The sequence below is a fragment of the Stappia sediminis genome, from assembly GCF_009826895.1.
Lineage (GTDB): Bacteria > Pseudomonadota > Alphaproteobacteria > Rhizobiales > Stappiaceae > Hongsoonwoonella > Hongsoonwoonella sediminis.
In genome coordinates, this window is the sequence record NZ_WUMV01000006.1 from 181,336 (window position 1) to 205,435 (window position 24,100).

Below are 24,100 nucleotides of genomic sequence, written 5' to 3' on the forward strand. Positions count from 1 at the left end.
CAGCCGTTTGGTATCATAACGGAATTTCCAGGTGGAAAGTCGCACCCCGCCCCTTGCCCTCGCTCTCCGCCCAAACGCGCCCCCCGTGCGCTTCGGCAATCTCGCGAACATTGGAAAGGCCCAGCCCAACCGACGCTTCACCCGCGGTGGGTTTGGCCGAAAGCGGCTGAAAAGGCTGGAACGCCCGTTCCAGATCTTCCTTCGTCAGGCCTTGCCCCTGATCGCGCACCGAAATGCAAAGGCGCTCGCCGGCCATGCCCCATTCGATTTCGACACCTGAACCCGAGTGGGAATATTTGATCGCATTGCTGACGAGATTGTCGACCGCATCGAGCAGCAGGTCTTCATCGCACGAACAAAGTCTGCAAGCGCCATCCTTCGTGCTGATGGATATCTTCTTGCGGTCCGCCGCCGGCCGGTTCACTTCGACGGCGGTCGACACCAGCACGCCGATATCGACGCTGACCGGATTGATCGCCAATGAGGAGGTTTCCCGGCGCACTTCCTGCAAGGTCGATCCAATCCGCGCCGACATGCGATCGGCGCTGGCGACCACCCTTTCGGCATTTGCCACCGCCCGCTCGATATTGGGTTCCTTGCCGCAGAGATGCGTCTTGATCAGTTCCGCCTGGCTCGTGATCGCGGCAAGCGGATTACGCAGGTCATGCGCTATCATGCCGAGCAGGCGCGTCTTGAAGGCATTCGCCGCCCGCAGTGCCTGATAACGCCTGCGAAGCCGCGTCGAATTCTCGCGCAGGTCGTCAATCAGGCGCTCACGCATTTCCGCTGCCGCCGCCTGACGACGCTCAGCCTCCACGCGCTGTCCGAATATCCTTACCAGGCTTTCGGCGAACGCCGGGTCCTCTATCGGCGTTACGGAAAATACGGCCAGATGCCCGCCTACCGTCTCGCCTTCGGAAAAAAGCGGCACTCCGACGTAGCTGCTGAACCCTTCTTCCCGCGGAAATCGTTCGGCAAGATCACAGGGAATGACGATGCGCTGACCGGAATAAACTACACCGCAAGGCGTCCCTGCCAGATCGTAGGAGATATCCTCGACTTCTTCTCCTTCCCTGAGCGCAAAGATTGCCCGCGCACGGTTTGTCGGGTGGCCTTCGCCCACGGTGATCAGGGCGAGCGAAACGTCCATCGTTTCCTGAAGAGCCGCCACGAGCGCCTTCAGAAACGAAACGCCAACCTCGCCCGAAATGCTTTCCGCAATACGCAGCAGCAGATCCGTCCGCGATGTCGCAAGCGCTGAAGTAGGTGTGGACACCAATGCTCCCGGTCGCTCGTCAGCCGATTGATTTCTCAGGACCTTACGACGCGCCGCGCCATCGGTAAATTCTTTATCGTCAATTTTCACAAGACGATGAGGTTGCAGCGCAGCAATACTCATGCGTCAGGAAAACAGTCATCCGTCCGGATTTGCGCGCAGTTCGCTCAGATACGGGTTCTGTTCCCGGCAGGCCTTATAAGCGCCTGCGTCCAGTTCGGCGCGGATGATCTTCGCGCCAGCCTCGCTTGCCTGCGCAAGCAACGACCCGTCCGGCGCGGCGATGCAGGACAAGCCTTGATAGGAAAACCGTGCGTCGCGGCCCGCATGGTTCGCGTAGACCACGAAAACCTGATTTTCAAAGGCGCGAACGGGTATAACGGACGTGGCGATAAAGCGCCCGCCATCGATCCTCGGCAAGGCGGTCGGGACGAGAATGGCCTCAGCACCGCGTAGCGCCAGATCGCGCACGCGCTCGGGAAACTCCACATCGAAGCAGATCAGCAGGCCGAATCGCATGCCCCTATAGTCGAATATGGGAGGCATGGCGCAGCCGGGCCGAAAGAGCGCCTTTTCGTAATCGCCGTAAAGCTGGATCTTGCTGTAGGTCGAAACCGCGCCGTCGGGAGCGATGAAAGCGCAGGCATTGTAGGCAATGCCATCTTCGATAAGCGGCAGACCGACGACAAGCGCAACGCCGCACTCGGATGAAACAGCCTTCAGGCGAGCGATGGTCGGGCCGTCGGCAGGCTCCGCGAGAGCGCGAATATCATCTCCCAATCCGTAACCGGTTGTCGCCAGTTCGGGAAAGACCGCGATATCCGTCCCCTTGGAACCAGCCTGCCGCGCAGCGTCCGCAATCGCCGCAAGGCGCGCCTCCACCCCTTTGAGTTCGGCCGGCATCTGGCAGGCGGCGAGTTTCACCCCTTGTCTCCTTCCGACCATGCGCCCAGAAGCTTCGGGAGGTCGCCGAAGCGCGCAACCAGCCCGAAGACGACGACCGCGACCAGAACGAAGAAGACAGACACGCTCGCCATCGTGGGCGTATAGCCATAGCGAAGCGCGTTGAAAATCTTGATCGGGATCGTCTCAAGCGTGAAGCCGACCGTCATATAGGCCACGATATATTCGTTGAGCGACAGGACGAAGGCGAAGGCGAAGCCTGAGATGATGTAAGGTCGCACAAGCGGGAAGACGACAGTTTTCAGCAGCGTACGATCGTCCGCGCCCATCGTCATCCCGGCCTCGATGATCTCCCGGTCGATGGTGGCGAAGCCGAGCGTAACAGTCACGAGCGGCAGGCTGACGAAGAAGATGCCGTGGCTGATGACGACCGTCCACGGCTGGCCGTAAAAGCCGGTCGTAGCCCAGAAGCTGAGCGCGCCGAGGGCCGTTATCACCGGCGGCAGGATGAAGGGCGCAAGGCCCAGCACCTCCACGATGCGTGCCCAGGGCGCTACCCGCCGCCACAGGAACCAGGCGATCGGCACCGCTATCGAGACGCTGATCGCCGCCGCCGCAGTCGCTACAAGAACCGAATGAACGAGTGCAGCACGCCAGCCTTCATCTGTGAAGACCTGCGCATACCAGCCGAGCGAGAAGCCTTCAGGCGGGAAAGCAAGCGTCTTCTTCTCGTTAAGCGCAACGCCTGCGATCACGATGATCGGCAGCGCCAGAAACACCGCCAGCGCCGAAAGAAAGAGACGCTTCGGCCAGTGCGCACTCATTGCCCTGCACCCTTCCTGTTAAGCGCTGCGACCACGAGAACGAGAGACAGGCTCGCCACCACGAGGAAAACGGCCATGGCGGCGGCAAAGGGCATGTTCGACTGATAAACCGCCTGATCGGTGATCAGCACCGAAAGCGTCCAATGCTGCGGGCGCCCGAGGATCTGCGGCAGCAGATAGGCACCGAGCGCAAAGATGAAGACGATGATGAAGGTCGCGATCAACGTCTTGCGCAAGACCGGCAGAACTACGGTGAAGAACGCTTTCAAGGGCGATGCGCCAAGGGTTCTCGACGCTTCCATGAGCGAGGGGTCAAGCCGCGAGAAAGACGGATAAAGCACGAGTACGGTATAGGGAAACGCCTGATAGACAAGGCCGGTCAACACGGCTCCGAAGCCGGGCGTCCATGCATCAGGACGATCCATAAACCCGATTGCGACCAGTAGATTGGAAAGCCCGGCGGTGCGGCTCAAAAGCGTCGACCACGCAAAACCGATGATGACCTCCGAAAGCGACAGCACGCCAAGCAGCGCGACCAGCCAGAAGACCTGCGCCTTTCTGGAAAGCTTCGTCAGGAAATAGGTGAAGGGAACGCCGAGCAGAAGACAAACGGCGGAAACAAGGGCTGCGAGCACCAGCGAAAAGACCAGCACCTCGCCGAAGAACACGGAGAGGAAACGCCCGTAATTGGCAAAAGTGAAGGCCGGTTCGTAAAAGCCGCCCTGCACCCTTTGAAAGAACGATATTGCCAGCATGATGGCGAAGGGGACGACGAAAAAGAGCCCGAGCATTAACGCCGGATAGGCGATCGGATAATAATCGGCGGCGCGTTCGGGAGGCATACGGCGCATGGGCTTACCCCTTCCCGCTCTCGAAGACGACGCAAGCCTCGGCGGGGATCGACAGGCCGACCGTATCACCGACCCTGCAATCGGGCCGCGCCTGCGGCGAGGCGATTGCCACGTAGCGCACCCCCTCACCGTCGAGATGAATCTCGATGCTCGCGCCCATATCCCGGATGAAGCCGACCCTTGCGCGGATCGACCCGTTCTCGGCGGTCGTCACCACGACATCCTCGGGACGCACGGATATTCTCGATCCCGGACAAGCCAGGGAAAGCCCCGGAATACGCCCGCCCGGCACCAGCGCATCGGGTCCATCGGCCCTGGCGTCGATCAGGTTAGCCTGGCCGAGGAAGTCGGCGACGAACGCATTGGCCGGATTGCGGTACATGTCGATAGGTCTCGCCATCTGCTGGATGCGGCCTTCCGACATGACGACGATCTGGTCCGACATGCTCATCGCCTCGCGCTGATCATGCGTGACGACGATCGTCGTGATCCCGAGTTGCTGCTGAAGCTGGCGAAGTTCGACCTGCATGGCCTCGCGCAACTTGGCGTCAAGCGCGGATAGCGGCTCATCGAGCAGGAAAAGCTTCGGCGAGACCGCAAGCGCGCGGGCAATGGCGACCCGCTGGCGCTGACCGCCGGAAAGCTGGGTGACGGCACGCTTCTCGATGCCCGGCAGGTGCACGAGTTCGAGCAATTCCTTCACGCGCGACGCCTGTTCGGAAGACGGCCGACCGCGAATGCGCAAGGGATAAGCAATGTTTTCGCCCACGGACAAATGCGGGAAAAGCGCCAGCGACTGAAACACCATGCCGAAATCGCGCTTGTGCGCTGGCGTATCGTTGAGCGGTTCTCCATCGATGGAGATTTCGCCGGATGTCGGGTCTTCAAGACCTGCGATCATGCGCAGGAGCGTGGTCTTGCCACAGCCCGAAGGGCCGAGAAGGCACACGAACGTCCCCTGAGGTACCGTCAGGCTGACGTCGTCGACAGCGGCGACAGCCCCGAACCGCTTGGTGATACGATTGAGTTCAAGACCCGACATTCGAAATTCCGTTCTTCACGCGTTACCGCGGTTCCGATCGCCCGGCATGGCTGTTTCGCCAGCCGGCCGGGAGATCGGTCATTCAGTTCGCTTCCAACCCTCAGTTGACGATCAGTTCCGTCCACTTCTGGTTCAGCCAGTCGGCCTTGGTCGTATAGAGGTCGTATCGCGGAATGATCGGGTCGATATCCGAGGAGACTGCCGCGAACTCCTCGTCGGTCAGGTCAAGCACCGAGCGCTTCATCGTCGGCGCGGTGCCGACTTTCCGCGACATGAGCGACTGGATTTCCGGCTGCGTCATGAAGTCGATGAAGATTTGCGCCTCGTCCGCCTTGTCGGAAGCGCGCGAAAGCGCCCAACAACCTGAATCGGAAATACCCCCCTCCTTCGGGAAAGTGGAGCGAACCGGGAAGCCGTCCGCCGCCGCGAGACCGGTAACGTCATGATAATATTGACCCATCGGGATTTCGCCCGACTTCAGCGCCTGCTCGAACTGAGCCTCGTCGCGGTACCAGAGCTGAACGTTCGGCTTAACCTCGGCAAGCTTGTCCATCACCTTGAGGATACCCTCTTCGGTGTCGAGAATGCCCGTTCCGCCGAAATACGTCTTCGCCGTAACTTCCAGGAGGAAGGAGTTGGAGACGAGTGCGAGCAGGCCGAGGCGCTCCTTGTTGGCCGGATCCCAAAAGGCTCCCCAGGAGGTTGGCGCTTCCGGATAAACGTCCGTGTTCGTTACCAGCGTGATGTACCAGGCGACGGCACCGACACCGGCCACGCGACCGTCCGGATACTTGTTGATGAACTGCGGCAGCAGGTCATCCGCCTTGGCGATCTTGGAAAGATCGATCGGCGCCCAGAGATCCGTCGACTGCCCCTTGAGCATGGCGACCTGCGACATCATGGATAGGTCTGCGGGGGCTGCGCCCGCACGAGCCGCCTGTTCCAGCTGCACGAGCCAGGCCTCGCCGGTCGGCTCGGCGACGGACTCGACGGCGATACCGGTCGCGTTGGTGAATTCGGGGAAGACATGCTTGTCGAAGCTGTCCTTGAAGTAGCCGCCGTAGACGCCGACCTTGATCGTGCGGTCCTGGGCTCTCAAAACATTCGGCATTGCCAGAACGGACGCGCCTGCCGCCGCGCCGGCAAGGAGCGTGCGCCGTGTAAGTGTGAATTTCGTTTCTTTCGTCATTATCGTTCCCCTTGGTTTCGGACTTTCGTTATTCGCCGTTTTGTACCGGCCTTTCGATTGTCGATATTTATTCACCCGCCCCGATCGATGGACTGAAAACCATCAGCGAAAGGATTTCGAACAGCATCTGCGCGCCGGCATGCGCGGTATTCGTCGTCGCATCATACTGGGGCGCCACTTCCACGACATCCCCGCCGACAAGATTGACACCCTTGAGACCGCGCAGGATTTCCTGCGCCTCTCTCGTCGTAAGCCCGCCGATTTCCGGAGTTCCCGTTCCCGGCGCAAACGCCGGATCGAGACTATCGATGTCGAAGGAAAGATAGACCGGGCCGTCACCGACCTTCTCACGCGCCATTTCGGCGATACGATCCGTACCCATCCGCGAAATCTCTTCGGCATGGATAACCGTCATGCCGGACTCCGTCGAAAACTCCCAGAGATAGTCCGACGAACCGCGAATGCCGATCTGGATCGTGCGCTCCGGATCGAGCACGCCATCGAGCACCGCCTGACGGAACGGGCCGCCGTGATGAAAGCGACTTCCGTCAAACGGCCCGGCAGTATCGCAATGCGCATCGATGTGGATCATTCCCACCGGCCTGTCACGCCCAACCGCGCGCAGGATCGGCAGCGTCATGGAATGATCGCCACCGGCAGAAAGCGGCGCAACGCCCGCTGCAACAAGCTTTGAAACCGCCGTCGCGATATCCTCATGCGACTGCTCGAGGAAAAAGCGGCTGCGGAACGGCACATCGCCGATATCCGCGATCCCCAGATCCGCGGAGGGCATGCACTTCAACACATGATGGAAGGGGCCTACACGCTCGATCGCGCGAAGCGCACGCGGGCCGAAGCGGCAGCCGTTGCGGTTGGTGATGCCGAGGTCCATCGGCACACCGAGAAGTGCTACATCGAGGTCGGAGAAATCAGGTGCCGACCAGTCGACCGGCCGATAAGGCGCATCGAGCAGCGTCGGAACGCCGGAATAGGGCGCAACGCGCGTGCCTTTTTCATCGAAGAGCTTGTCGACAGCGCCCTTGAACAAGGGATCGTAGATCGCCGTTTCGTTCTTCCCACCGAAACGCTTGCGAAGTTCGTCAAGCTTGTCGCTATCCATGGCCCACCTCATTTGCTCGCGATATTGGCCGGAATTGAAAGAGCACCCGCCGCTGCGAATCGTTCGCCGAGCCCCGAAAGCGTCTCCGCATCCACATTGGCAAATGCCACGCGAAGATGATTTTCCTGACCCGGTCCGAAATAGCTGCCGGGAAGCGTGAGCACGCCTGTCTCACGCGCAAGCGCTGCCGCCACATCCCGCGCCGCCACCTCGCGGAAAGGGGGGCGCAGATAAGCGAAATAGGCGCCGATCTGATCGATCCGCCATTCCGGAAACGGCTGAAGTGCTGCGCGGAACGCTTCTATGCGCTCAAGGATCGTCGCGCGCGTTTCCTCCCGCCAGTTCTTCAACTCGCGGATCGCCCAGGGAAGCGCCAGTTGCGGAACACGCGGCGGAGAAATCTGTACGCAGTCCAGAATCTTGCCAGCCTCCCTTACGAAATCGCTGGAAGCGACAATCGCTCCCACACGGTGGCCGGGAATGGCATAGGCTTTCGAGAAACTGTAAAGGCTGATGACCGCTTCTTGCCAGGCCGGCGCAGAAAAAAGAGAATGCGGCGCCTTTCCCCCTTCGGGCAGGAAATCCCGATAGGTTTCATCGACGATCAGCCAAATGCCGCGAGCTTCGCAAAGTTCCCTGAATGCTTGAAGCGTCGCGTCCGGATAGACGGCGCCGGTCGGGTTGTTGGGCGTGACAAGAACGATTGCCTTGACCTTGCCGTCGACCAGTTCCGCCGTTTGCGCGGCGTCCGGCAAGAAGCCTTCTTCAGCAGAAAGAGGCAGCGGGCGCGCCTCGATGCCCAGCATGTCCAGCGTCATCTTGTGGTTGAAATACCAAGGTACAGGCAGGAGTACGGCATCACCCGCCTTCGCCACGGCCATCACGCTTACGAAAAACGCCTGATTGCAGCCGGCGGTAATTGCCGTCTCATTCGCCGATATCCGCGCTCCATAAAGCGTATTGACGTCTTCGGCAAAAGCGTCGCGCAAGCCGCGGTCGCCGAAGATATCGCCATATTTCGCCGCCTCGGGCAAAGCGGCGGCAGCGGAAAGCCTGTCGAAGAAGGATTGCGGCGGCGGATCGCCGGGCACTGCCTGGCTAAGATTGACGGACGGCCCATACGCACCCGAATAGCCCGCAAGCCAGCCTTGCGCTTCGGGAATCGGCGGCGTCGCGGTATCGACGATCAGGCGGTTGACCTCGGCCATGAAAATTTCCGCTCTGCTTCACTGTGGGCGCCCGGGCAAACTGCCCAGACTATAGACATGCCCATTCAGCAACCATAGCCGGAACTCCCTACGCTTGAAGAATAGGAAAGTTTCAAAGATAACATTGAGAAATATCAAACTGAACTGGCGATACCATGCGTCTGTCTGGCAGTGACCTGCATCTTCTTCGCGTCTTCGACGCCGTCGTGCGAAATGGTGGTTTCGCGGCGGCGGAAGTCGAGTTGAACCTCAGCCAGTCGACAATCTCCAACCACATGAGCGCACTGGAGCAACGACTTGGCGTCACTCTTTGCCAGCGCGGCCGCCGCGGATTTCGCCTGACCGACCACGGACGCGCGGTGCATGAAGCAGCGCGACGCCTCGACAAGGCCCTGTACGACTTCTCGGCCGAAGTGGGAGCGGTGCGCGGCGAACTCAGCGGCGAGTTGCGCATCGCCATTCTCGATGCGGTTGCGGACGACCAGGAAAACCGCTTTCCGCAAGCGATCGCCGGATTTCGGAAGACCGCCGCCAAGGTGAAGCTCTTCGTCGCGCAAGAGCGCGCGCAGGATCTTCAGCAAAAGGTTCGCGACGGGGTCTACCACTGCGGTATCGGCGTCAAGTTGAACCGCGTCGACGGCCTCGACGAGCGGGTGCTTTACCGTGAAAGCCACGGCCTTTATTGCGGGCGAACGCATCCGCTGTTCGATGCCGACGACGCGACGCTATCGCGCGACGCGTTGAACGCCTATCCATTCGTCCAGCGCGGCTATTGGCGTGATCGCGAGGCAAGGCATACCGCCCTCGGCCCCATCGAGGCGACGGTTCATCAGATCGAACCGCAATTGCTTCTCATCCTGTCGGGAAAGTTCATCGGCTTCCTGCCCACGCATTTCGCCGAAGCTCGCGTGCGCTCTGGCGCGCTGCGCCGCCTTGCGCCGGACACCTTCGGCTACACCTCCGATTTCTGCCTTTTCACCGCGAAATCCGAGCGGGCGACCGACGTGGTGACGGCTTTCATCGAAGCGTCGCTCGACGCGTGGCGCAACGCCATATAACGTAACGTTGGCAAAGACTTTGATTTTCTCAACGCCGCTGTTTGTGACGCTCAATCTTTAAACCGCGTGCAAGCAAAACGCGATTTGACAATCACAAATCAGGGAGGATCCGATGCTGACGATTTCGCCCGACACCCAATGCCAGACCGTTATCAGCACATTCGAAGTTACCCCCGGCACCTGCCATGACCTTCTGGATGCGCTGAATGACGCCTATGACAGTTTCATCCGCCACCAGCCGGGCTTTATCGCCGGCGCCATTCATGTGAACGACGCCCAGATCCGTATCGCGACATATTCGCAATGGCGCCGCCGGGAAGATTTTCAGGCAATGCTGCGCACTGAGGAAATGCGAAAGCGCAACCGGCACATCAACGATCTCTGCAAGAGCTTCGAACCGGTGATGTATGAGGTCGTGGCCGGCTATTGATCGACGCAGCCGAACCGGCCGCAGCTTCGGCTCCACCATCCGTGCCGACCCGTTGAGGCGGAGGGAGAGACGGCATCATGGCAAGCAGGGTTCTCATTCTCCTTGGCACCAACAAGGGGGCTTTCGTTCTTCAGGGCGACGAGAGGCGTTCCGACTGGACAATTCGAGGCCCCTATTGCGACCACTGGCCCATCCATCACGTAATCGCCGACCCGCGAACGCAGACGATCTATGCAGGCGGCGGCAACGGATGGACCGGGGCTGGCGTCTGGAAATCCGAAGACCTTGGGAACAGCTGGACGCAGTCGGGCGAAGGGCTTTCCTACGGGGATGGAGAAGCGCCGGTTACATCCGTATGGAGCCTCGCACCAACCAACGGACGCCTCCTTGCAGGCGTGGAGCCCGCCGGACTATTCGAAAGCAGGGACGATGGCGCCAGCTTTACGCACGTTGCGGGCCTCAGGGATCATCCCTCCCGACCCCAATGGCAAAGTGGCGGCGGCGGCATGATGGTCCATTCGATCGTTCCCGACCCCACCGACAAGGATCGGACATGGGTCGGTATTTCCGTCGCTGGCGTATTTTGTTCGGAAGATGGGCGCAAAACCTGGACCGCGCGAAATCGCGGAACACGGGCTGACTACAATCCGGAAGAAGATCGCTATCCCGAGTATGGCCAATGCGTGCACTGCCTCGTCCGCGCGCCGGGCGAAAGGCCCCTCCTTTACCAGCAAAATCACTGCGGCATGTACCGAAGCGACGATGGCGGCCTCAACTGGCAAAGCATCGAGGATGGACTGCCCTCAAGCTTCGGCTTCCCGGCAGCGCCACACCCGCGCGACCCGGACACGCTCTTTCTCGTGCCGCTGAATGGAGATACGGAAGGCCGTTACGTGCCCGACGGCAAGGCAGCGGTCTGGCGAACGCGCGACGGAGGACGAAACTGGACGGCGCTACGAAAGGGCCTGCCGCAGGAAAATGCTTACCTGTGTATTCTGCGCCAGGCACTGACGACCGACACGCTGGAGCCTGCGGGCGTTTATTTCGGCACCAACTCGGGCTCGCTCTTCGCAAGCTCCGATGAAGGAGAAAGCTGGTCGCTAATTGCCCAGCACCTGCCGATCATCTTCTCCGTCGAGACGATGGTGGTTGATGCGTAATTGCAGCAATCGATTCCTAAGCGACATCGATTGCTTGAGTTGCCCCGATCGCGCCTCTCATTCACCTCGCGGATAGCGCTGGTTTTCCTCCAGCACGTTGAGGTCCATGTGGTTGCGCATATAGCGCTCGGACGCCTTCTGAAGCGGCTGAAAATCCCACGGATAATATGCACCATTGCGCAAGGCTTGATATACGATCAGGCGCCGGGCCTGGCTCATTCGCACATCGGCATCGAACGCCGGAATATCCCAACGCGAGCGCATATCAGCCGACATCCGGTCGAGAATATCCCTGGCTCCCGGCTCAGCGGCCAGGTTGCGCAACTCATGCGGATCATCCTCCAGATCGAAAAGTTGCGGGGGATCGAGATCGCACAACACAAGCTTGAAACGGCCATCGCGAAGCGCAACCAGCGGAGCGTACGAGCCCTCCGCCGCATATTCGATCGGGACCGCACCCCGCTCGTTTTCGCCGCTCATGATCCCGGCGAGACTTTTCCCGTCCGTCCAAGGCAAGATCGCTTCAAGATCGATCCCGGCCAGGTCGGCAAGAGTCGGTGTGACATCGAGCGTCGAAACCGGCATGTCAAAACGCCCGGCTTTGCCTCCTGGAACGGAAATCATGAGCGGCACGCGCGACGAACCTTCGAAGAAGCTCATCTTGAACCAGAGCCCCCTCTCGCCCAGCATGTCGCCGTGATCGGAAGTGAAGATGACGATCGTGTTCTCGTCCATCCGCCCCCGCCTCAACACGTCGAGGATCTCGCCGATCTTCTCGTCGAGGTAGGAGATATTTGCGAAATAGGCCCGCCTGGACCGGCGAATGTCTTCCGGCGCGATGTCGAATGACATGTAGTCGCACGCCAGCATCAGGCGTTTTGAATGCGGATCCTGCTCGGTAAACGGTATGGCAGGGATCGTTGGTTCAAGCGCCTGACAATCTTCATAAAGATCCCAGAAACGCCTGCGCGCGACATAAGGGTCGTGGGGATGCGTGAAGCTCACTGTCAGGCACCACGGGCGGTCGTCCTGACGGCGGGAAAGATCGTAAAGCTTGCGCGTCGCGTGATAGGCGACTTCGTCGTCATATTCCAGCTGGTTGGTGATTTCGGCAAGGCCGGCGCCCGTCACCGAGCCCAGGTTATGATACCACCAGTCGATACGCTCACCCGGTTTCGTGTAGTCCGGCGTCCAACCGAAGTCGGCCGGATAGACATCGGTCGTAAGACGTTCCTCGAAACCGTGCAGTTGATCCGGCCCGACGAAATGCATCTTGCCGGACAGGCAAGTGTGATAGCCCGCGCGGCGGAGGTGGTGTGCATAGGTCGGGATGTCCGAAGCGAATTCCGCCGCATTGTCGTAAACACGCGTCCGGCTCGGCAATTGCCCTGACATGAAGGACGCCCGGCCAGGAGCGCAAAGCGGACTGGCCGTATAGGTATTGGCAAATCGCGCCGATCTTTCCGCCAGCTTCTTCAGGTTCGGCGCATGAAGAAATTCGGCCGGGCCATCCGGAAAGAGCGTTCCGTTGAGCTGATCGACCATCAGAATAAGGATGTTCGGGCGAGACATGGCAGCGGCCTTCCTGCTGCGGCGTGGTGAAAGATCGGAAGCCTTCGGCAGAACGGCCACGATCAGGCGATCGCGACCGTTCATTCGATTCAGTCGTGGCGTTAAAGGCCCAGCGCACCCTTCACGGCATCAAAACCCGGCTCGCCGCCAATTGTCGTGACGCCATCAACCCAGGGAGCAAGAGTATCAGGGTTGCCCTTGATCCAGCTTTCGGCAGCGTCCTTCGGCTCCATGCCATCCTGCAGGATCATGCCCATGATCTCGTTTTCCATTTCGACGGTGAACTGCAGGTTCTTGAAGAACTTCGCAGCATTCGGGCACTCGCCCGCCCAGCCTTTCCGCGCAAGCGTGAAAACCTCGGCACCACCGAAATTCGGACCGAAGTAGTCATCGCCTCCCGAAAGATAGGTGAGATCATGATCGGCATTCATCGGATGCGGGGCCCACGCAAGGAAGACGATCCAGTCCTTCGACCTTGCGGCGCGCGTGACCTGGCTCAACATGGCCTGCTCGCCGGATTCCACGACCTCCCAGCCGTCCAGCCCGAAATCGCCTGACTCGATCATTTTCAAGATGTTGGCATTCGCCGGCGCGCCCGGTTCGATGCCATAGATTTCCTTGTTGAACTCTTCTGGATGTTTCGAGAGGTCCGCGAAATCCGTAACCCCTTGCTCGGATACGTAAGTCGGCACCGCGAGCGTGAATTTCGCGCCGGTAAGGTTCCTGGTCAGAACTTCGGCGGCGTCGGCCTCGTTAAGATCGTCGATGTAGTTCTTCTGTGCTGGCATCCAGTTGCCGAGGAACACGTCTATGTCGCCATTTTTGATGGACTGGTATCCAATGGGGACGGACAGCGTCTTTATATCCGCTTCGTACCCCAACCCATCGAGCAGGACGCTTGCGACGGCATTGGTGGAATTGATGTCCGTCCAGCCCGGATCCGACATGCGGATGGTTTGGCAGGCTTGCGGGTCGGTGGCATAGGCCGGGGAGCTCGCGAACACGGAAAGCGCGAAAAGCGCGGCGATGCGGTGGCGTTTCATTTCTCTTCCCCTCTTCCGGAATTTTCTGTCGACACAGATGTTTCTCGCCTCAGGAATTTCCCCGTAACCCAAAGCGGCATCGAAGGTCGGATGCATTAAAACTTTAAATCGGGCATTCTTTGAACTCGCCGATTTTTAATGGCAGCCATAAAGGAATTGAATGCCAGATCGTAAACTGGACATCGGTTGGCCACGCATATTCGCCAGCGTCGCACGGCTTGGCAGCATTACGCATGCTGCGGCGGAACTCGGCCTTAGCCAGCCGGCGGTAAGTTACCAGATAAAGCGGCTGGAGGAAGAGGTCGGCGTTCGGCTTCTGCACCGTCTGCATCGTGGAATCGCGCTGACCGAAGAAGGTGAGATCCTCTTCAAGGCCGCCCGTGCCGGCGTCGAACTGATAGATGAGGCAGCAAAGGAAATTCGCAAGAAATCCAGACTGCCGGCCGTTCGCCTTTTCACGGACTATGGCTTTGCATCCTTCTGGCTGATGCCGCGCGTTGCCGAATTCCGGCGTCGCCACTCCGACTTCGAAGTTCATATCATCGCGTCCCAGGCGATCGAGAGCGACATCGACGGAACGGCTGAAATCGCCGTTATGTTCGGTCAGGCCGATGAATTCAGCGGCGATGCGCAGTTGTTGATGCCGGAGCGTGTCGTCCCGGTCTGCGCACCCAATTTCAAGGAACGCTTCGCTCCATTCGACACCGCAGATGCAATCGCGACCGCTCCACTTCTACACCTCGACACGAACGCGGAACCGCGCTGGCTTTCCTGGGAGGACTGGCTCGCCGCACAAGGCGTTTCTCGAAAGCCATCGCATGGAGACCTTGGCCTGAACACCTATAGCCTCGTCATTCAGGCAGCCCTTGCCGAACAGGGGATAGCGCTCGGCTGGCTTGGTCTCGTCGATTCGTTCCTGGAAAACGGCAGCCTCGTCAGGCTCGGTCCGGAACTTGAAAGGAAAGACAGCGGATACTGGCTAATCACCAATCCGCCAGCCAGCAACGTTACGGAAAAACTAAGCGCCTGGCTGGTCGAGGAATGCCAGTGAAGCGGCTACCGATTTCGGAAGGGTGAATTCGAGTATCAAACGAAAGGCGCACGGAGAGCTTCTTCTCCGTGCGCCTTTCAAGGCTTGCATTGTCTCCTTCAGCCGAGGCCACGCCAAAAAGCCCGGGCCCGCGACTGATCGACATTCACCTGGAACGCTTATTCACCCAGATCAGGAAAGATCGAAGCGATCCGCGTTCATCACCTTCGTCCAGGCCGCAACGAAGTCTTTGACAAACTTCTCTGCATTGTCGTCCTGGGCATAGACCTCGGCATAGGCGCGCAGCACCGAGTTGGAACCGAAGACAAGGTCCATGCGCGTCGCGGTCCATTTCACCGATCCGGTCTTGCGGTCACGAATCTCATAGAGACCGTCGCCCGAAGGCATCCACTTGTTGGCCATGTCGGTGAGGTTGACGAAGAAGTCGTTCGTCAGAGCGCCCTCGCGATCGGTGAACACACCATGCTTCGTGCCGCCGTGATTGGTGCCGAGAACGCGCATTCCACCGACCAGGACGGTCATTTCATGCGCGGTAAGGCCCATAAGCTGGGTACGGTCGAGCATCAGTTCTTCCGGGCTGACGACATAATCCTTCTTGAGCCAGTTGCGGTAGCCATCGGCCAGCGGCTCCAGCACGTCGAAAGATTCGGCATCGGTCATCTCGTCGGTCGCGTCGCCACGGCCCGGAGCGAACGGAACCGAGATATCGAAACCGGCTGCCTTGGCGGCCTGCTCGATGCCGACACTACCCGCCAGAACGATCACATCTGCGATGCTGGCGCCGGCTTCAGCGGCAATCGGCTCCAGAATACCTAGCACCTTCGCAAGGCGAGCCGGCTCGTTGCCTTCCCAGTCCTTTTGCGGAGCCAGACGAATACGGGCACCGTTGGCGCCGCCGCGATTGTCGGAGCCACGGAACGTCCGCGCGCTATCCCAGGCGGTGGAGACCAGTTCAGAGACGGAAAGGCCGCTTTCAGCGATTTTCCGCTTCACCGCGCCAATGTCGTAGTTGATCGCACCCGCAGGGATCGGATCCTGCCAGATCAGATCTTCCCCGGGCACATCCGGTCCGACGTAACGCGCCTTCGGTCCCATGTCGCGGTGGGTCAGCTTGAACCAGGCACGGGCGAAAGTGTCCTTGAAATACTCAGGATCCGCCATGAACTTTTCGCAGATCGCGCGATAGGCCGGGTCCACCTTCATGGCCATGTCGGCATCGGTCATGATCGGGTTGCGACGAACCGAGGGATCGCTGGCATCGACCGGCTTGTCCTCTTCCTTGATGTCGATCGGCTCCCACTGGTTGGCACCTGCCGGGCTCTTCCTCAACTCCCACTCGTAGCCGAACAGGAGATCGAAGTAGCCCATGTCGAAGACCGTCGGATGCGTGGTCCAGGCACCTTCCAGACCGGAGGTTACGGCATTGGAGGCCTTGCCGCCCATGTTCGGGTTCGCCCAACCAAGACCCTGCTCTTCGACACCCGCCGCCTCGGGATCCGGGCCCAGCGCGCCGGCATCACCATTGCCATGGGTCTTGCCGACGGTATGGCCCCCGGCGGTCAGCGCCGCGGTTTCCTCGTCGTTCATCGCCATCCGGGCGAAGGTTTCGCGCACCTGCGCCGCGGTCTTCAGCGGATCGGGTTTCCCGTTCACTCCCTCGGGATTGACGTAGATGAGACCCATCTGCACCGCCGCCAACGGGTTTTCCATCGTCGAGGGATCGTCGACGCTTTCATAACGGTTGTCGCTGGGCGCAAGCCATTCCTTCTCGGCACCCCAGTAAATATCGATTTCCGGATGCCAGATGTCCTCGCGGCCAAAACCGAAGCCAAAAGTCTTCAGGCCCATGGATTCATAGGCAACGTTACCGGCCAGGATGAGCAGATCGGCCCAGGAGAGCTTGTTGCCGTATTTCTTCTTGATAGGCCACAGCAGGCGGCGCGCCTTGTCGAGGCTGGTATTGTCCGGCCAGGAATCCAGCGGCGCAAAACGCTGGTTGCCTGTGCCGCCACCACCGCGCCCATCGGCCAGGCGATAGGTGCCGGCAGCGTGCCACGCCATGCGGATCATAAGCCCGCCGTAGTGCCCGTAGTCGGCCGGCCACCAGTCCTGGCTGTCGGTCATCAGCGCGTGCAGGTCTTTCTTGAGTGCTTCCACGTCGAGCTTCTTCAGCTCTTCACGATAGTTGAAGCCCTTGCCCATCGGGTTGGTCTTCGTGTCGTGCTGATGAAGGATGTCGAGGTTGAGCGCATTGGGCCACCAATCCATGACATTCGTTCCCATGGCGGTGTTGCCGCCATGCATAACCGGGCATTTGCCTGTGCCTTCGTCAGTCATTGCGTCCATAACTATCTCCTGTTCTGGATGATTTTTGTGTTCTTTCCGAGTGATGAAATCATGGAATATTCGGAGAGTGTCCCGTCCCGGCGGACATGACTATGGCAGTGTCCATCTCAAGCGAACCGCTCGACTCCCTATCCATTTTTCTCGTTTTTGCTTGCTCGCTACCGAAACCAAGTCGTCGACGCCATCTCGCCGCTCACCCCGCTCATATGCAACCGGTAAACCATGCGACTTCATGATGCAGGGCGTTCAGGACAAACATTCATCCTCGGACCGTGCAGAGTATTTATCAAACCCGACGAATAAGTTGAAATCGCAATATCCAGCGCAGCGATCAGCTTTCCTTATGGCGCCTTAAGGATTTGAGCGGCCTCGCCTCCACGCCTTCACCGACAATGACGATACGCTTTCAAGCAGGGAAACCGGCCTGCCGCAATGCATCCTCCAGAACGGCCAGCTTCCCGGCGTCGGGCGAGCTTCTTGTCAGGGCACTCCAGCGGGAGATTGTGAACCCGGGATGGCGTTCCATGTATCGACGAGCCGTCAATCGGGCTTCTTCGACCCGGCCCAGTTGAACCAGGCAGACGATCTTGAGGACAATGAAATATTGAATTTTGGGAGCTTTCCTCAAACTTTCTTCCGCATATGAGAGGCAATCCTCAAAGCGGTCGAGATTGAAATACGCGCCGGCAATTGCCATCTCGGCGCGAAAGCTTTGCGGGTCACGCGGGCTGAGACGAAGCGCAATCTTGCCGAGTTCTATCGCTTTCTCAGGACTGCGATAATAGAGGTGCAGCAAGGCGAGTGACGCCCAGGCCCACGCAAAACTGGGACATTGCTCCGTCGCGTCTTGCACCAGCCTTATTCCGCGTTCAATCGATCCTTGCATGAACGCAATCGTGTATCCGGCATATGCGGACGACTCTGCGTCCGCATTCGGACTGGCCAAAGCTTCCTCGGCTAACCGGATCGCCAAATCGCGATTGTCTTCAATCGAGAGAGCATCGCGCCAACCATATAGTGTAAAACACCATGCCCTTACGGCCTTGGCCTTGGCATAATCCGAAGATGCATTGATAGCTTTGTCGAGGAAGTCCGCCGCTTCCCCAATTTGAAGGTTGTTGAGTGCAGCACGTGCCTTCAGATAGTGATCGTAGGCCGTGAGGCTATCGGGACGCTTGCGCGATGCACGCTCGATTTCAGCGGAAGTAATCTTCGGGGCTATGGCGCTAACGACGGCATGGGTGATCGTATCCTGCAATTCGAAGATATCCTTCAAATCGCCATCGTAGTGGTCGGCCCAGATGTGATTGACCGTATCAGCGTCGACCAACTGCGCGTTCACGCGTACGCGAGAACCCGCCCGGCGGACACGACCCTCAAGAAGATAGCGAACGCCAAGTTCGGCGGCGATTTTCCGAACATCCGCCGAGAGCCCCTTGTAGGAGAAGGATGAGTTGCGGGCGATCACGAAGATCCACGGCACATGTGCCAGTGCGGTGATCAGGTCTTCGCTAAGCCCGTCGGCGAAGTATTCCTGGTCGGGATCGCTGGACATATTTTCGAAGGGAAGCACGGCCACAGAAGGTTTATCCGGACGATCCGGCGTCACATATGCAGGCACTTGCGTTTCGACCACAGCCTCGTAGACGTGCACCGGCCTTGGAATATTTTTCAGCGTCTGGCGGCCTGCATCCATGAAAGCGAGATCGAGCTTGTTTTCCACGTCGTCGAAAACACGGGCGGAAACGGCAACCCCACCCGGCTTTGCAATACTTTCCAGCCGGACCGCGATATTCACCCCGTCGCCAAGAATATCGTCGTTGTCCACAATGACATCGCCAACATGCACGCCCATGCGAAACACCATTCGCTTGACGTCAGGTTCGTCAGCATTGCGTTCGACGATCCGTCTTTGCATGGCGACCGCGCATGAAACGGCATCGACCACCGAGCCGAACTCCACCAGGAATCCATCACCCATCATTTTGAACAAACGCCCGGAATGGGCACCGATAATTGGACGCAAAGCCGAAATGTGTGCATTGAACGACCGGAAAGCCGCTTCCTCATCCTGATAGACAAGAGCGCTGTAGCCTGAGACGTCGGCAGCCAGGATGGCTGCGAGTTTTCGTTCAATCCGTGTCACAAGATCTCCTCGCGAAACGGTCACAACGGTCAAATTGAATTATTACGCTATTTCGGGCGAACGCAATGAACTCACGCTCTTGTCGAGAAAACCGGAAGCAGTTCGTGGTGGAGGCCGGCAAGAGCCTTTCAAGGGAAAACCCGGAGAACGAAACTCCCCGTACCCCAATCCTAAGTGCGGGGAAACCGCGAAAGACACTTGATAATCAATGCGCTAGGAAGATGATGGTGCCCAGGGGCGGAATCGAACCACCGACACGCGGATTTTCAATCCGCTGCTCTACCAACTGAGCTACCTGGGCAAGGGCGGTTGAGGCTGCCGTAAGCAGTTTTCCGCCTGAAGTGCGGGTCTTATAAAAGCTCGCATGTCGTCTGTCCAGCAGGTCTTTTCCAGTTTTTCACAGCCTGGAAAAGAACCCCTATATGCCCCTTACACCGATACGGCACACGCCTGCCGCTCCTCTCGGAAAAATCGCCTTCAGAACGTCTTGACGACAGAGACCATTCCTAGCCCATTGGAGTACTGGCGGGTCTCGTAGTTGGATTGCAGCCTGTGGAATTCGCTGGTGAAAGCGAATGCCACATCTTCGCGAACAAGCAGGGTAAGGACACCGCGAAGCCAGAACTCGTTATCGCGCTCCGCCTGGGTGAAACTGTTGAAATTGTCGGGGTCGGCATATTCGCGGCGTATGTAACCGGCTTCGAGATCGAACGCCCAAGGATAGTTCAACGTATTGATTGGCGATGCGAAGGTTACCGTTCCCCCAGCCACGACGCCGAGCTCCCAACTTTCCTCGTATCCGACTTCGGCGCTCTCGTAGTCGCCCATCACCTGAGCGCGAAGTTGGAGCATTTCCGTTAACTGATAGAAGTAGGTCAGCTTGCCAAGCATTTGATATCCGTCACGATCGGAAACGGTCGGATAGTTGAAGCTGTCGTAGAACCAGCGGCGGCGAATTTCCGCGCGTGCGTTCAATGACGACTTGATATCCGGCAGATATTCGAACTTCGCACCACCGCCAAGTTGGCCATAGTAATTCTCATTGTCGAGACGCGCGCCGCCGACAATGCCATAAACTCCGAGCCGCGCATTGTAGAGATCAAAGCGCGCCATGTTGAAAGTCGGTCCGAAATTCAGCTCCGCGAGTTCATTGTCCAAGCGGTGTATGTCGGCGTAACGCGAGCCGTAAAAGAGCAGATCCGTCTCGAACAAATCGCCTTGGTTGCCAAGGTCGAGCGAGCCATGCACGCCGCCGGAAATAAAGGCGTTCCAGTCTGGAGTACCGCTCGCATCCTGATTAAGCAGAACGGGAAAGCCGTTCAGATTCAGCAGACTGTCTCCCGGCCCCGCATTGGCGTTTGTCTGATAGCGTCCGCCCACAACGATAGCCCCGCCAAATTTCGCAGGCTCCTCCGCTTTTTCGATGGCCTCCAGATAGGTGGAGGCCTTGTCGCCTAGTTCTGAGTTTGCAGCCGCTTCTTCCCGAACGACTTCCAAATGCACGCGAGCGGTATCGAAAGATCCCAACCGAAAATAAAGGACGCCAAGCTCAAGCCTGACCTGAGCGAGGTCAGGCGCGAAGACCAGCATGCGTTCGAATGTCCCGATCGCCGCCTCGAAATCTTCAAGCTCCACGGAAACGGTTGCGTATTCGAAAGCGAGCTGCATGTTGTCGGGCTCGCGGAGCATCTTCTGCAACAGCCGCGCCTGGCGGGCCACGAGATCCTCTTCGGCGTATTCGAGCGGATCGAATACTTGCGCATCGGCCGGTGCGGATATCATGCAGGCGAATGCGATGATCACGACGGAAATTACCGACGCCGAAATACCATCCATCGTCCTGCTTTTCGATATCCGGCTCACTTGAAAAGGCCCACCCACGTATCGTAGCGGCACCTTAAAGAATTAGCCGTCCGGAGTCGTCGGCACTGGCAATTCAGACAGGATTCAAAGGTCAATTGTTGCGCAGCGGCAACAAGTTGATCTCATAAAAAACGGCGCGCCATTCAGGCGCGCCGCCATAACCTTCCCAATGCCTTGGGTCACTCGACTTCGCGGACGCGCTCGTCAAGATAGGGCTGATACGGCTCTTCAAGAGCCGCAATATAATCCGCTACGACTTGCTCCAGTCCGGGCCCGTAGTCATAAGCATCCGTCGCATTCGAGGCGAAGATCTTATAACCATCGCCGCCACCGCGCATGTAATTGTTGCTGACGACGCCGTAGGTCTTTTCCGGATCGAGCGGAACCCAGTTCCCGTCTTCTTCGACCTCAACCTTTATGATCCTGCCATCGAGCGGTTTTTTCGCACGGGTCCAGATGTAGCGAATGCCTGCGACTTGCGGGAAGCGTCCTGCGCCTTCCTCGACCTGAGAAACGCCGTTCTCCAGCGCCGCAATGATATCCGCTCCCTTGAGCTGGAAGGTGGAAAGCGTATTCTGGAAAGGAAGTACGGTGAGGACCTCGCCCATCGTAACTTGGCCATCGTCGATCGAAGCCCGAAGTCCGCCACCGTTCTGGATGGCGATATCGATCCCCTGCCCCTTGACGCGTTGAAGCATGGCATCGGCAACGAGATTTCCCATCTCGCATTCGCGAGCGCGGCAGCTGTCACGAGAGCCGTCGATTACGGCCGCGGATGCGCCGACGATCTGGTTTTTGAGTTCCTCCAGCGGGCCGGCAAGTTCCTTCACCCGTGCCGCGACGTCCTTATCAGCCGCAATAGACGCGTCAAGCAGGACAGGATCGCCCGTGGCGGACAGCACGTTTCCGTCGTCGTCGAACACGATCTCGATTTCACCCAGGTATTTTCCGAAGGCATACGCCTGGACGATCGGCACCTGCTTTCCGGCCGGGTTCTGTACGATGACCGGGTAAGGTCCCGCGGCACCCTCATGCGTATTGGACAACAGCGTGTGGGAATGCCCGCCGACGATGACGTCGATCCCCGGAACTTTGGCGGCGATCTGCATGTCACGCGGGAGGCCCATATGCGTCAGCGCGATGATCTTGTCGACGCCGGCCGCTTCGAGACCTTCCACAGCCCCTTTCAGATAATCTTCGGCATTGATGAAGCGAACATTCTCGCCCGGGGACGATGTTTCGGACGTATCCTCCGCAAGGGCAGAAACGACGCCAATTTTCTCTCCGCCGACCTCAAGCACCAGCGTACCTGGCACTTTCCCTTTCAGGGTCGGTTCATTTTCGACCTCGATGTTTCCGGAAATAACCGGAAACTCGACCATATCAATAAAACCCGAGAGACCTTGGGGACCGTCGTCAAATTCATGATTGCCCACCGCCATGGCGTCAAAGCCGATCACGTTCATGAATTCCGCAGCGGCCTTGCCCTTGTAGGTTGAATAGAAGAGCGACCCCTGGAACTGATCACCGGCATCGAGCGTAATCATGTTCTTTCCGGTCTTGCCCAATGCCTCGCGCCGCTCGTCCAGCTTCGCCTTGAGGCGGGCAACGCCGCCGAAGCATTCACCTTTCTCGTCGTCCTCGGCCGAGCAGGTTGCGTCGTATTTATTAATTGGTTCAATGCGTGAGTGGAGATCGTTGATGTGAAGAATCGTCAATGCGTATTCCGCATAGGCCGCAGTCGGAATCATACCGCCCGACAGCGCCATAGCTATCACGCTCGCTCCCAGAAAGAATCGCTTCATGCTCTGTCCCCGTCCGAATGGCCACCGTTGCTTCGGGTGGACACTGTGACGCGCATCCTGTGAAGCCGGGAGCCTCTCAACCCTTGGTGATCGACGAAAAACAAACCGACGATCCATGGACAAGAGATTGCCAGTCGGCTGGCGAGCCGTCCAGTTTTCCGGACATTACAAATTCAAAGTCGTGTGAATATCGCGCAAAACCGCTGGAGACGGAAAAATTCCCGCCAAATTCGCGATCCCCTTCAGCAGTTTGAAGGCGGATAGCAATAGCGGGAACTGTGCCCCGGCCCGCGAATGTAATCCGCATTGGCATCGGGAATATCGAGCTTGCGGTCGAGCGGCTCCTGCGGGTTGCCCGTCAGGACGGGTGCCGGAATGGGCGATCGGTATTTCGGCGCAAGCCCGGAGTTGATCTGGCCGAATGCCTGAAGCTGGTTTTCGCCAGGCCTGGAGGATGTTCCGCCGTTCTTTCCGCGCTTTCCCGACAGATTGGCGACAATCTGGCGGTAAGTCGCCGGCGGAGTGCGCCCCACGCGCCCCAGGCCGCCCGAGGCGAAAATCGAAAATCCAGGGCGATAGATCCGTTCGCTACCCCCCGCCTTTCCGTTGAATGTCAGATCCTTTCCGTAAACGAATGAATAGATCGATTGGCTGCCCTGCTCGAGCAAGGTTGCGATCCCGCCTCGAATGCCGACGGTTCCTTGCCTCGTATTGATCGTTACGCCGCCCTTTTTCTTCGAAAGGCGTCCACCGACGAAACGGGCCACGCCTTTTGAAAAGGTAGCCACCAGTTCTCCGGAATCCGAGGCTGGATCGTAGACAAAGGAGTCGATCACGAGGTTTGACCCCGGTCCGACAGTGAATGTCGAGCCATCGACGAGCAGCACCTGCAAAAGACCTGAATTGCTGGTGCGTATTCGCTCATTATAGAAAACGGACTGACCAAGCCGGATCGTGCGAATCTTGCCGCCTCCAAGCTGGCCCTGCGCCGATTGGTTGACCGCGCTCGTAACGCCGACGCCCTCGGCTGCCGCGCAATTTGCAAAGGAGGCTGCGATAATCGCGCTCGCCGCAATGAATGTACGGATCGGCTGCATGATCAGGCGTTCCCCGGTTTAATGATCTTGCCGACGCCCGCCCTGCGACAGCGCCTTCCGGCCGGCGTCATTCACAGAAGACGTCGGCTCAGGCGCGAAGTCTGTGTTTTAGATCA

General features: G+C 58.8%; 19 protein-coding genes and 1 tRNA gene. 4 read left to right on the forward strand and 16 right to left on the reverse strand.

Going from position 1 to position 24,100, the window contains the following annotated elements:
• Positions 1-13 precede the first annotated feature (13 nt).
• The 8 genes from GR183_RS22265 to GR183_RS13130 all read right to left on the reverse strand — a co-directional run bounded on the left by GR183_RS22265 (position 14) and on the right by GR183_RS13130 (position 8,413).
• Positions 14-1,276 (reverse strand): GAF domain-containing sensor histidine kinase, encoded by a 1,263-nt coding sequence (locus GR183_RS22265; RefSeq protein ID WP_160776094.1) that lies wholly within the window; start codon positions 1,274-1,276, stop codon positions 14-16.
• 138 nt (positions 1,277-1,414) lie between these two features.
• Positions 1,415-2,200, reverse strand: coding sequence for a carbon-nitrogen hydrolase family protein (locus GR183_RS13100; RefSeq protein ID WP_202396081.1), 786 nt, complete (start codon positions 2,198-2,200; stop codon positions 1,415-1,417).
• The gene (locus GR183_RS13105) at positions 2,197-3,003 is read right to left on the reverse strand and encodes an ABC transporter permease (protein ID WP_160776096.1); all 807 of its coding nucleotides are present in this window, start codon (positions 3,001-3,003) and stop codon (positions 2,197-2,199) included. Before GR183_RS13105 ends, GR183_RS13100 begins: the two co-directional genes overlap by 4 nt.
• Positions 3,000-3,854: an ABC transporter permease gene (locus GR183_RS13110; protein WP_160776097.1), complete on the reverse strand. Its 855-nt coding sequence runs from the start codon at positions 3,852-3,854 to the stop codon at positions 3,000-3,002. Before GR183_RS13110 ends, GR183_RS13105 begins: the two co-directional genes overlap by 4 nt.
• Positions 3,855-3,858: 4 nt before the next feature.
• Positions 3,859-4,896, reverse strand: a complete 1,038-nt coding sequence (locus GR183_RS13115) for an ABC transporter ATP-binding protein (protein ID WP_160776098.1) — start codon at positions 4,894-4,896, stop codon at positions 3,859-3,861.
• Positions 4,897-4,996: 100 nt separating this feature from the next.
• Positions 4,997-6,085 (reverse strand): ABC transporter substrate-binding protein, encoded by a 1,089-nt coding sequence (locus tag GR183_RS13120; protein WP_160776099.1) that lies wholly within the window; start codon positions 6,083-6,085, stop codon positions 4,997-4,999.
• Between the two features lie 67 nt (positions 6,086-6,152).
• Positions 6,153-7,205, reverse strand: coding sequence for an agmatinase (gene speB, locus GR183_RS13125; protein ID WP_376765771.1), 1,053 nt, complete (start codon positions 7,203-7,205; stop codon positions 6,153-6,155).
• A gap of 8 nt (positions 7,206-7,213) precedes the next feature.
• Positions 7,214-8,413 (reverse strand): aminotransferase, encoded by a 1,200-nt coding sequence (locus tag GR183_RS13130; protein ID WP_160776101.1) that lies wholly within the window; start codon positions 8,411-8,413, stop codon positions 7,214-7,216.
• A 155-nt stretch (positions 8,414-8,568) separates the two neighbouring features.
• Between GR183_RS13130 and GR183_RS13135 the strand changes: the two genes are divergently transcribed.
• The 3 genes from GR183_RS13135 (at position 8,569) to GR183_RS13145 (ending at position 11,061) form a co-directional block, all read left to right on the forward strand.
• On the forward strand, positions 8,569-9,471 hold the full coding sequence (locus GR183_RS13135; protein ID WP_160776102.1) for a LysR family transcriptional regulator: 903 nt from the start codon (positions 8,569-8,571) through the stop codon (positions 9,469-9,471).
• Positions 9,472-9,583: 112 nt separating this feature from the next.
• The gene (locus tag GR183_RS13140; protein WP_160776103.1) at positions 9,584-9,901 is read left to right on the forward strand and encodes an antibiotic biosynthesis monooxygenase family protein; all 318 of its coding nucleotides are present in this window, start codon (positions 9,584-9,586) and stop codon (positions 9,899-9,901) included.
• Between the two features lie 77 nt (positions 9,902-9,978).
• Positions 9,979-11,061, forward strand: a complete 1,083-nt coding sequence (locus GR183_RS13145) for a WD40/YVTN/BNR-like repeat-containing protein (protein ID WP_160776104.1) — start codon at positions 9,979-9,981, stop codon at positions 11,059-11,061.
• Between the two features lie 57 nt (positions 11,062-11,118).
• Here the strand turns inward: GR183_RS13145 and betC are convergent, their stop codons facing one another.
• Together betC and GR183_RS13155 are read right to left on the reverse strand one after the other, a co-directional pair.
• Positions 11,119-12,633, reverse strand: coding sequence for a choline-sulfatase (gene betC / locus GR183_RS13150; protein ID WP_160776325.1), 1,515 nt, complete (start codon positions 12,631-12,633; stop codon positions 11,119-11,121).
• A 101-nt stretch (positions 12,634-12,734) separates the two neighbouring features.
• A complete protein-coding gene (locus GR183_RS13155; RefSeq protein WP_160776105.1) occupies positions 12,735-13,676 on the reverse strand; it encodes a choline ABC transporter substrate-binding protein in 942 nt (313 codons plus the stop codon).
• Between the two features lie 160 nt (positions 13,677-13,836).
• Here GR183_RS13155 and GR183_RS13160 point away from each other — a divergent pair, with 160 nt between their 5' ends.
• Positions 13,837-14,727, forward strand: a complete 891-nt coding sequence (locus tag GR183_RS13160; protein ID WP_160776106.1) for a choline sulfate utilization transcriptional regulator — start codon at positions 13,837-13,839, stop codon at positions 14,725-14,727.
• A 171-nt stretch (positions 14,728-14,898) separates the two neighbouring features.
• Here GR183_RS13160 and katG read toward each other — a convergent pair whose 3' ends face one another.
• From katG to GR183_RS13190, 6 genes are all read right to left on the reverse strand, one after another.
• Positions 14,899-17,073 carry a catalase/peroxidase HPI gene (gene katG, locus GR183_RS13165; RefSeq protein WP_160776107.1) on the reverse strand — a complete coding sequence of 725 codons (2,175 nt, stop codon included), beginning with the start codon at positions 17,071-17,073 and terminating at the stop codon, positions 14,899-14,901.
• A gap of 406 nt (positions 17,074-17,479) precedes the next feature.
• On the reverse strand, positions 17,480-19,219 hold the full coding sequence (locus GR183_RS13170) for an adenylate/guanylate cyclase domain-containing protein (protein ID WP_160776108.1): 1,740 nt from the start codon (positions 19,217-19,219) through the stop codon (positions 17,480-17,482).
• 225 nt (positions 19,220-19,444) lie between these two features.
• Positions 19,445-19,520 (reverse strand) — tRNA-Phe (locus GR183_RS13175).
• Positions 19,521-19,696: 176 nt separating this feature from the next.
• Positions 19,697-21,055 (reverse strand): tetratricopeptide repeat protein, encoded by a 1,359-nt coding sequence (locus GR183_RS13180; RefSeq protein ID WP_160776109.1) that lies wholly within the window; start codon positions 21,053-21,055, stop codon positions 19,697-19,699.
• Between the two features lie 206 nt (positions 21,056-21,261).
• Positions 21,262-22,887, reverse strand: a complete 1,626-nt coding sequence (locus GR183_RS13185) for a bifunctional metallophosphatase/5'-nucleotidase (RefSeq protein ID WP_160776110.1) — start codon at positions 22,885-22,887, stop codon at positions 21,262-21,264.
• Between the two features lie 242 nt (positions 22,888-23,129).
• Positions 23,130-23,984: a FecR family protein gene (locus GR183_RS13190; protein ID WP_160776111.1), complete on the reverse strand. Its 855-nt coding sequence runs from the start codon at positions 23,982-23,984 to the stop codon at positions 23,130-23,132.
• Between the last annotated feature and the right edge of the window lie 116 nt (positions 23,985-24,100).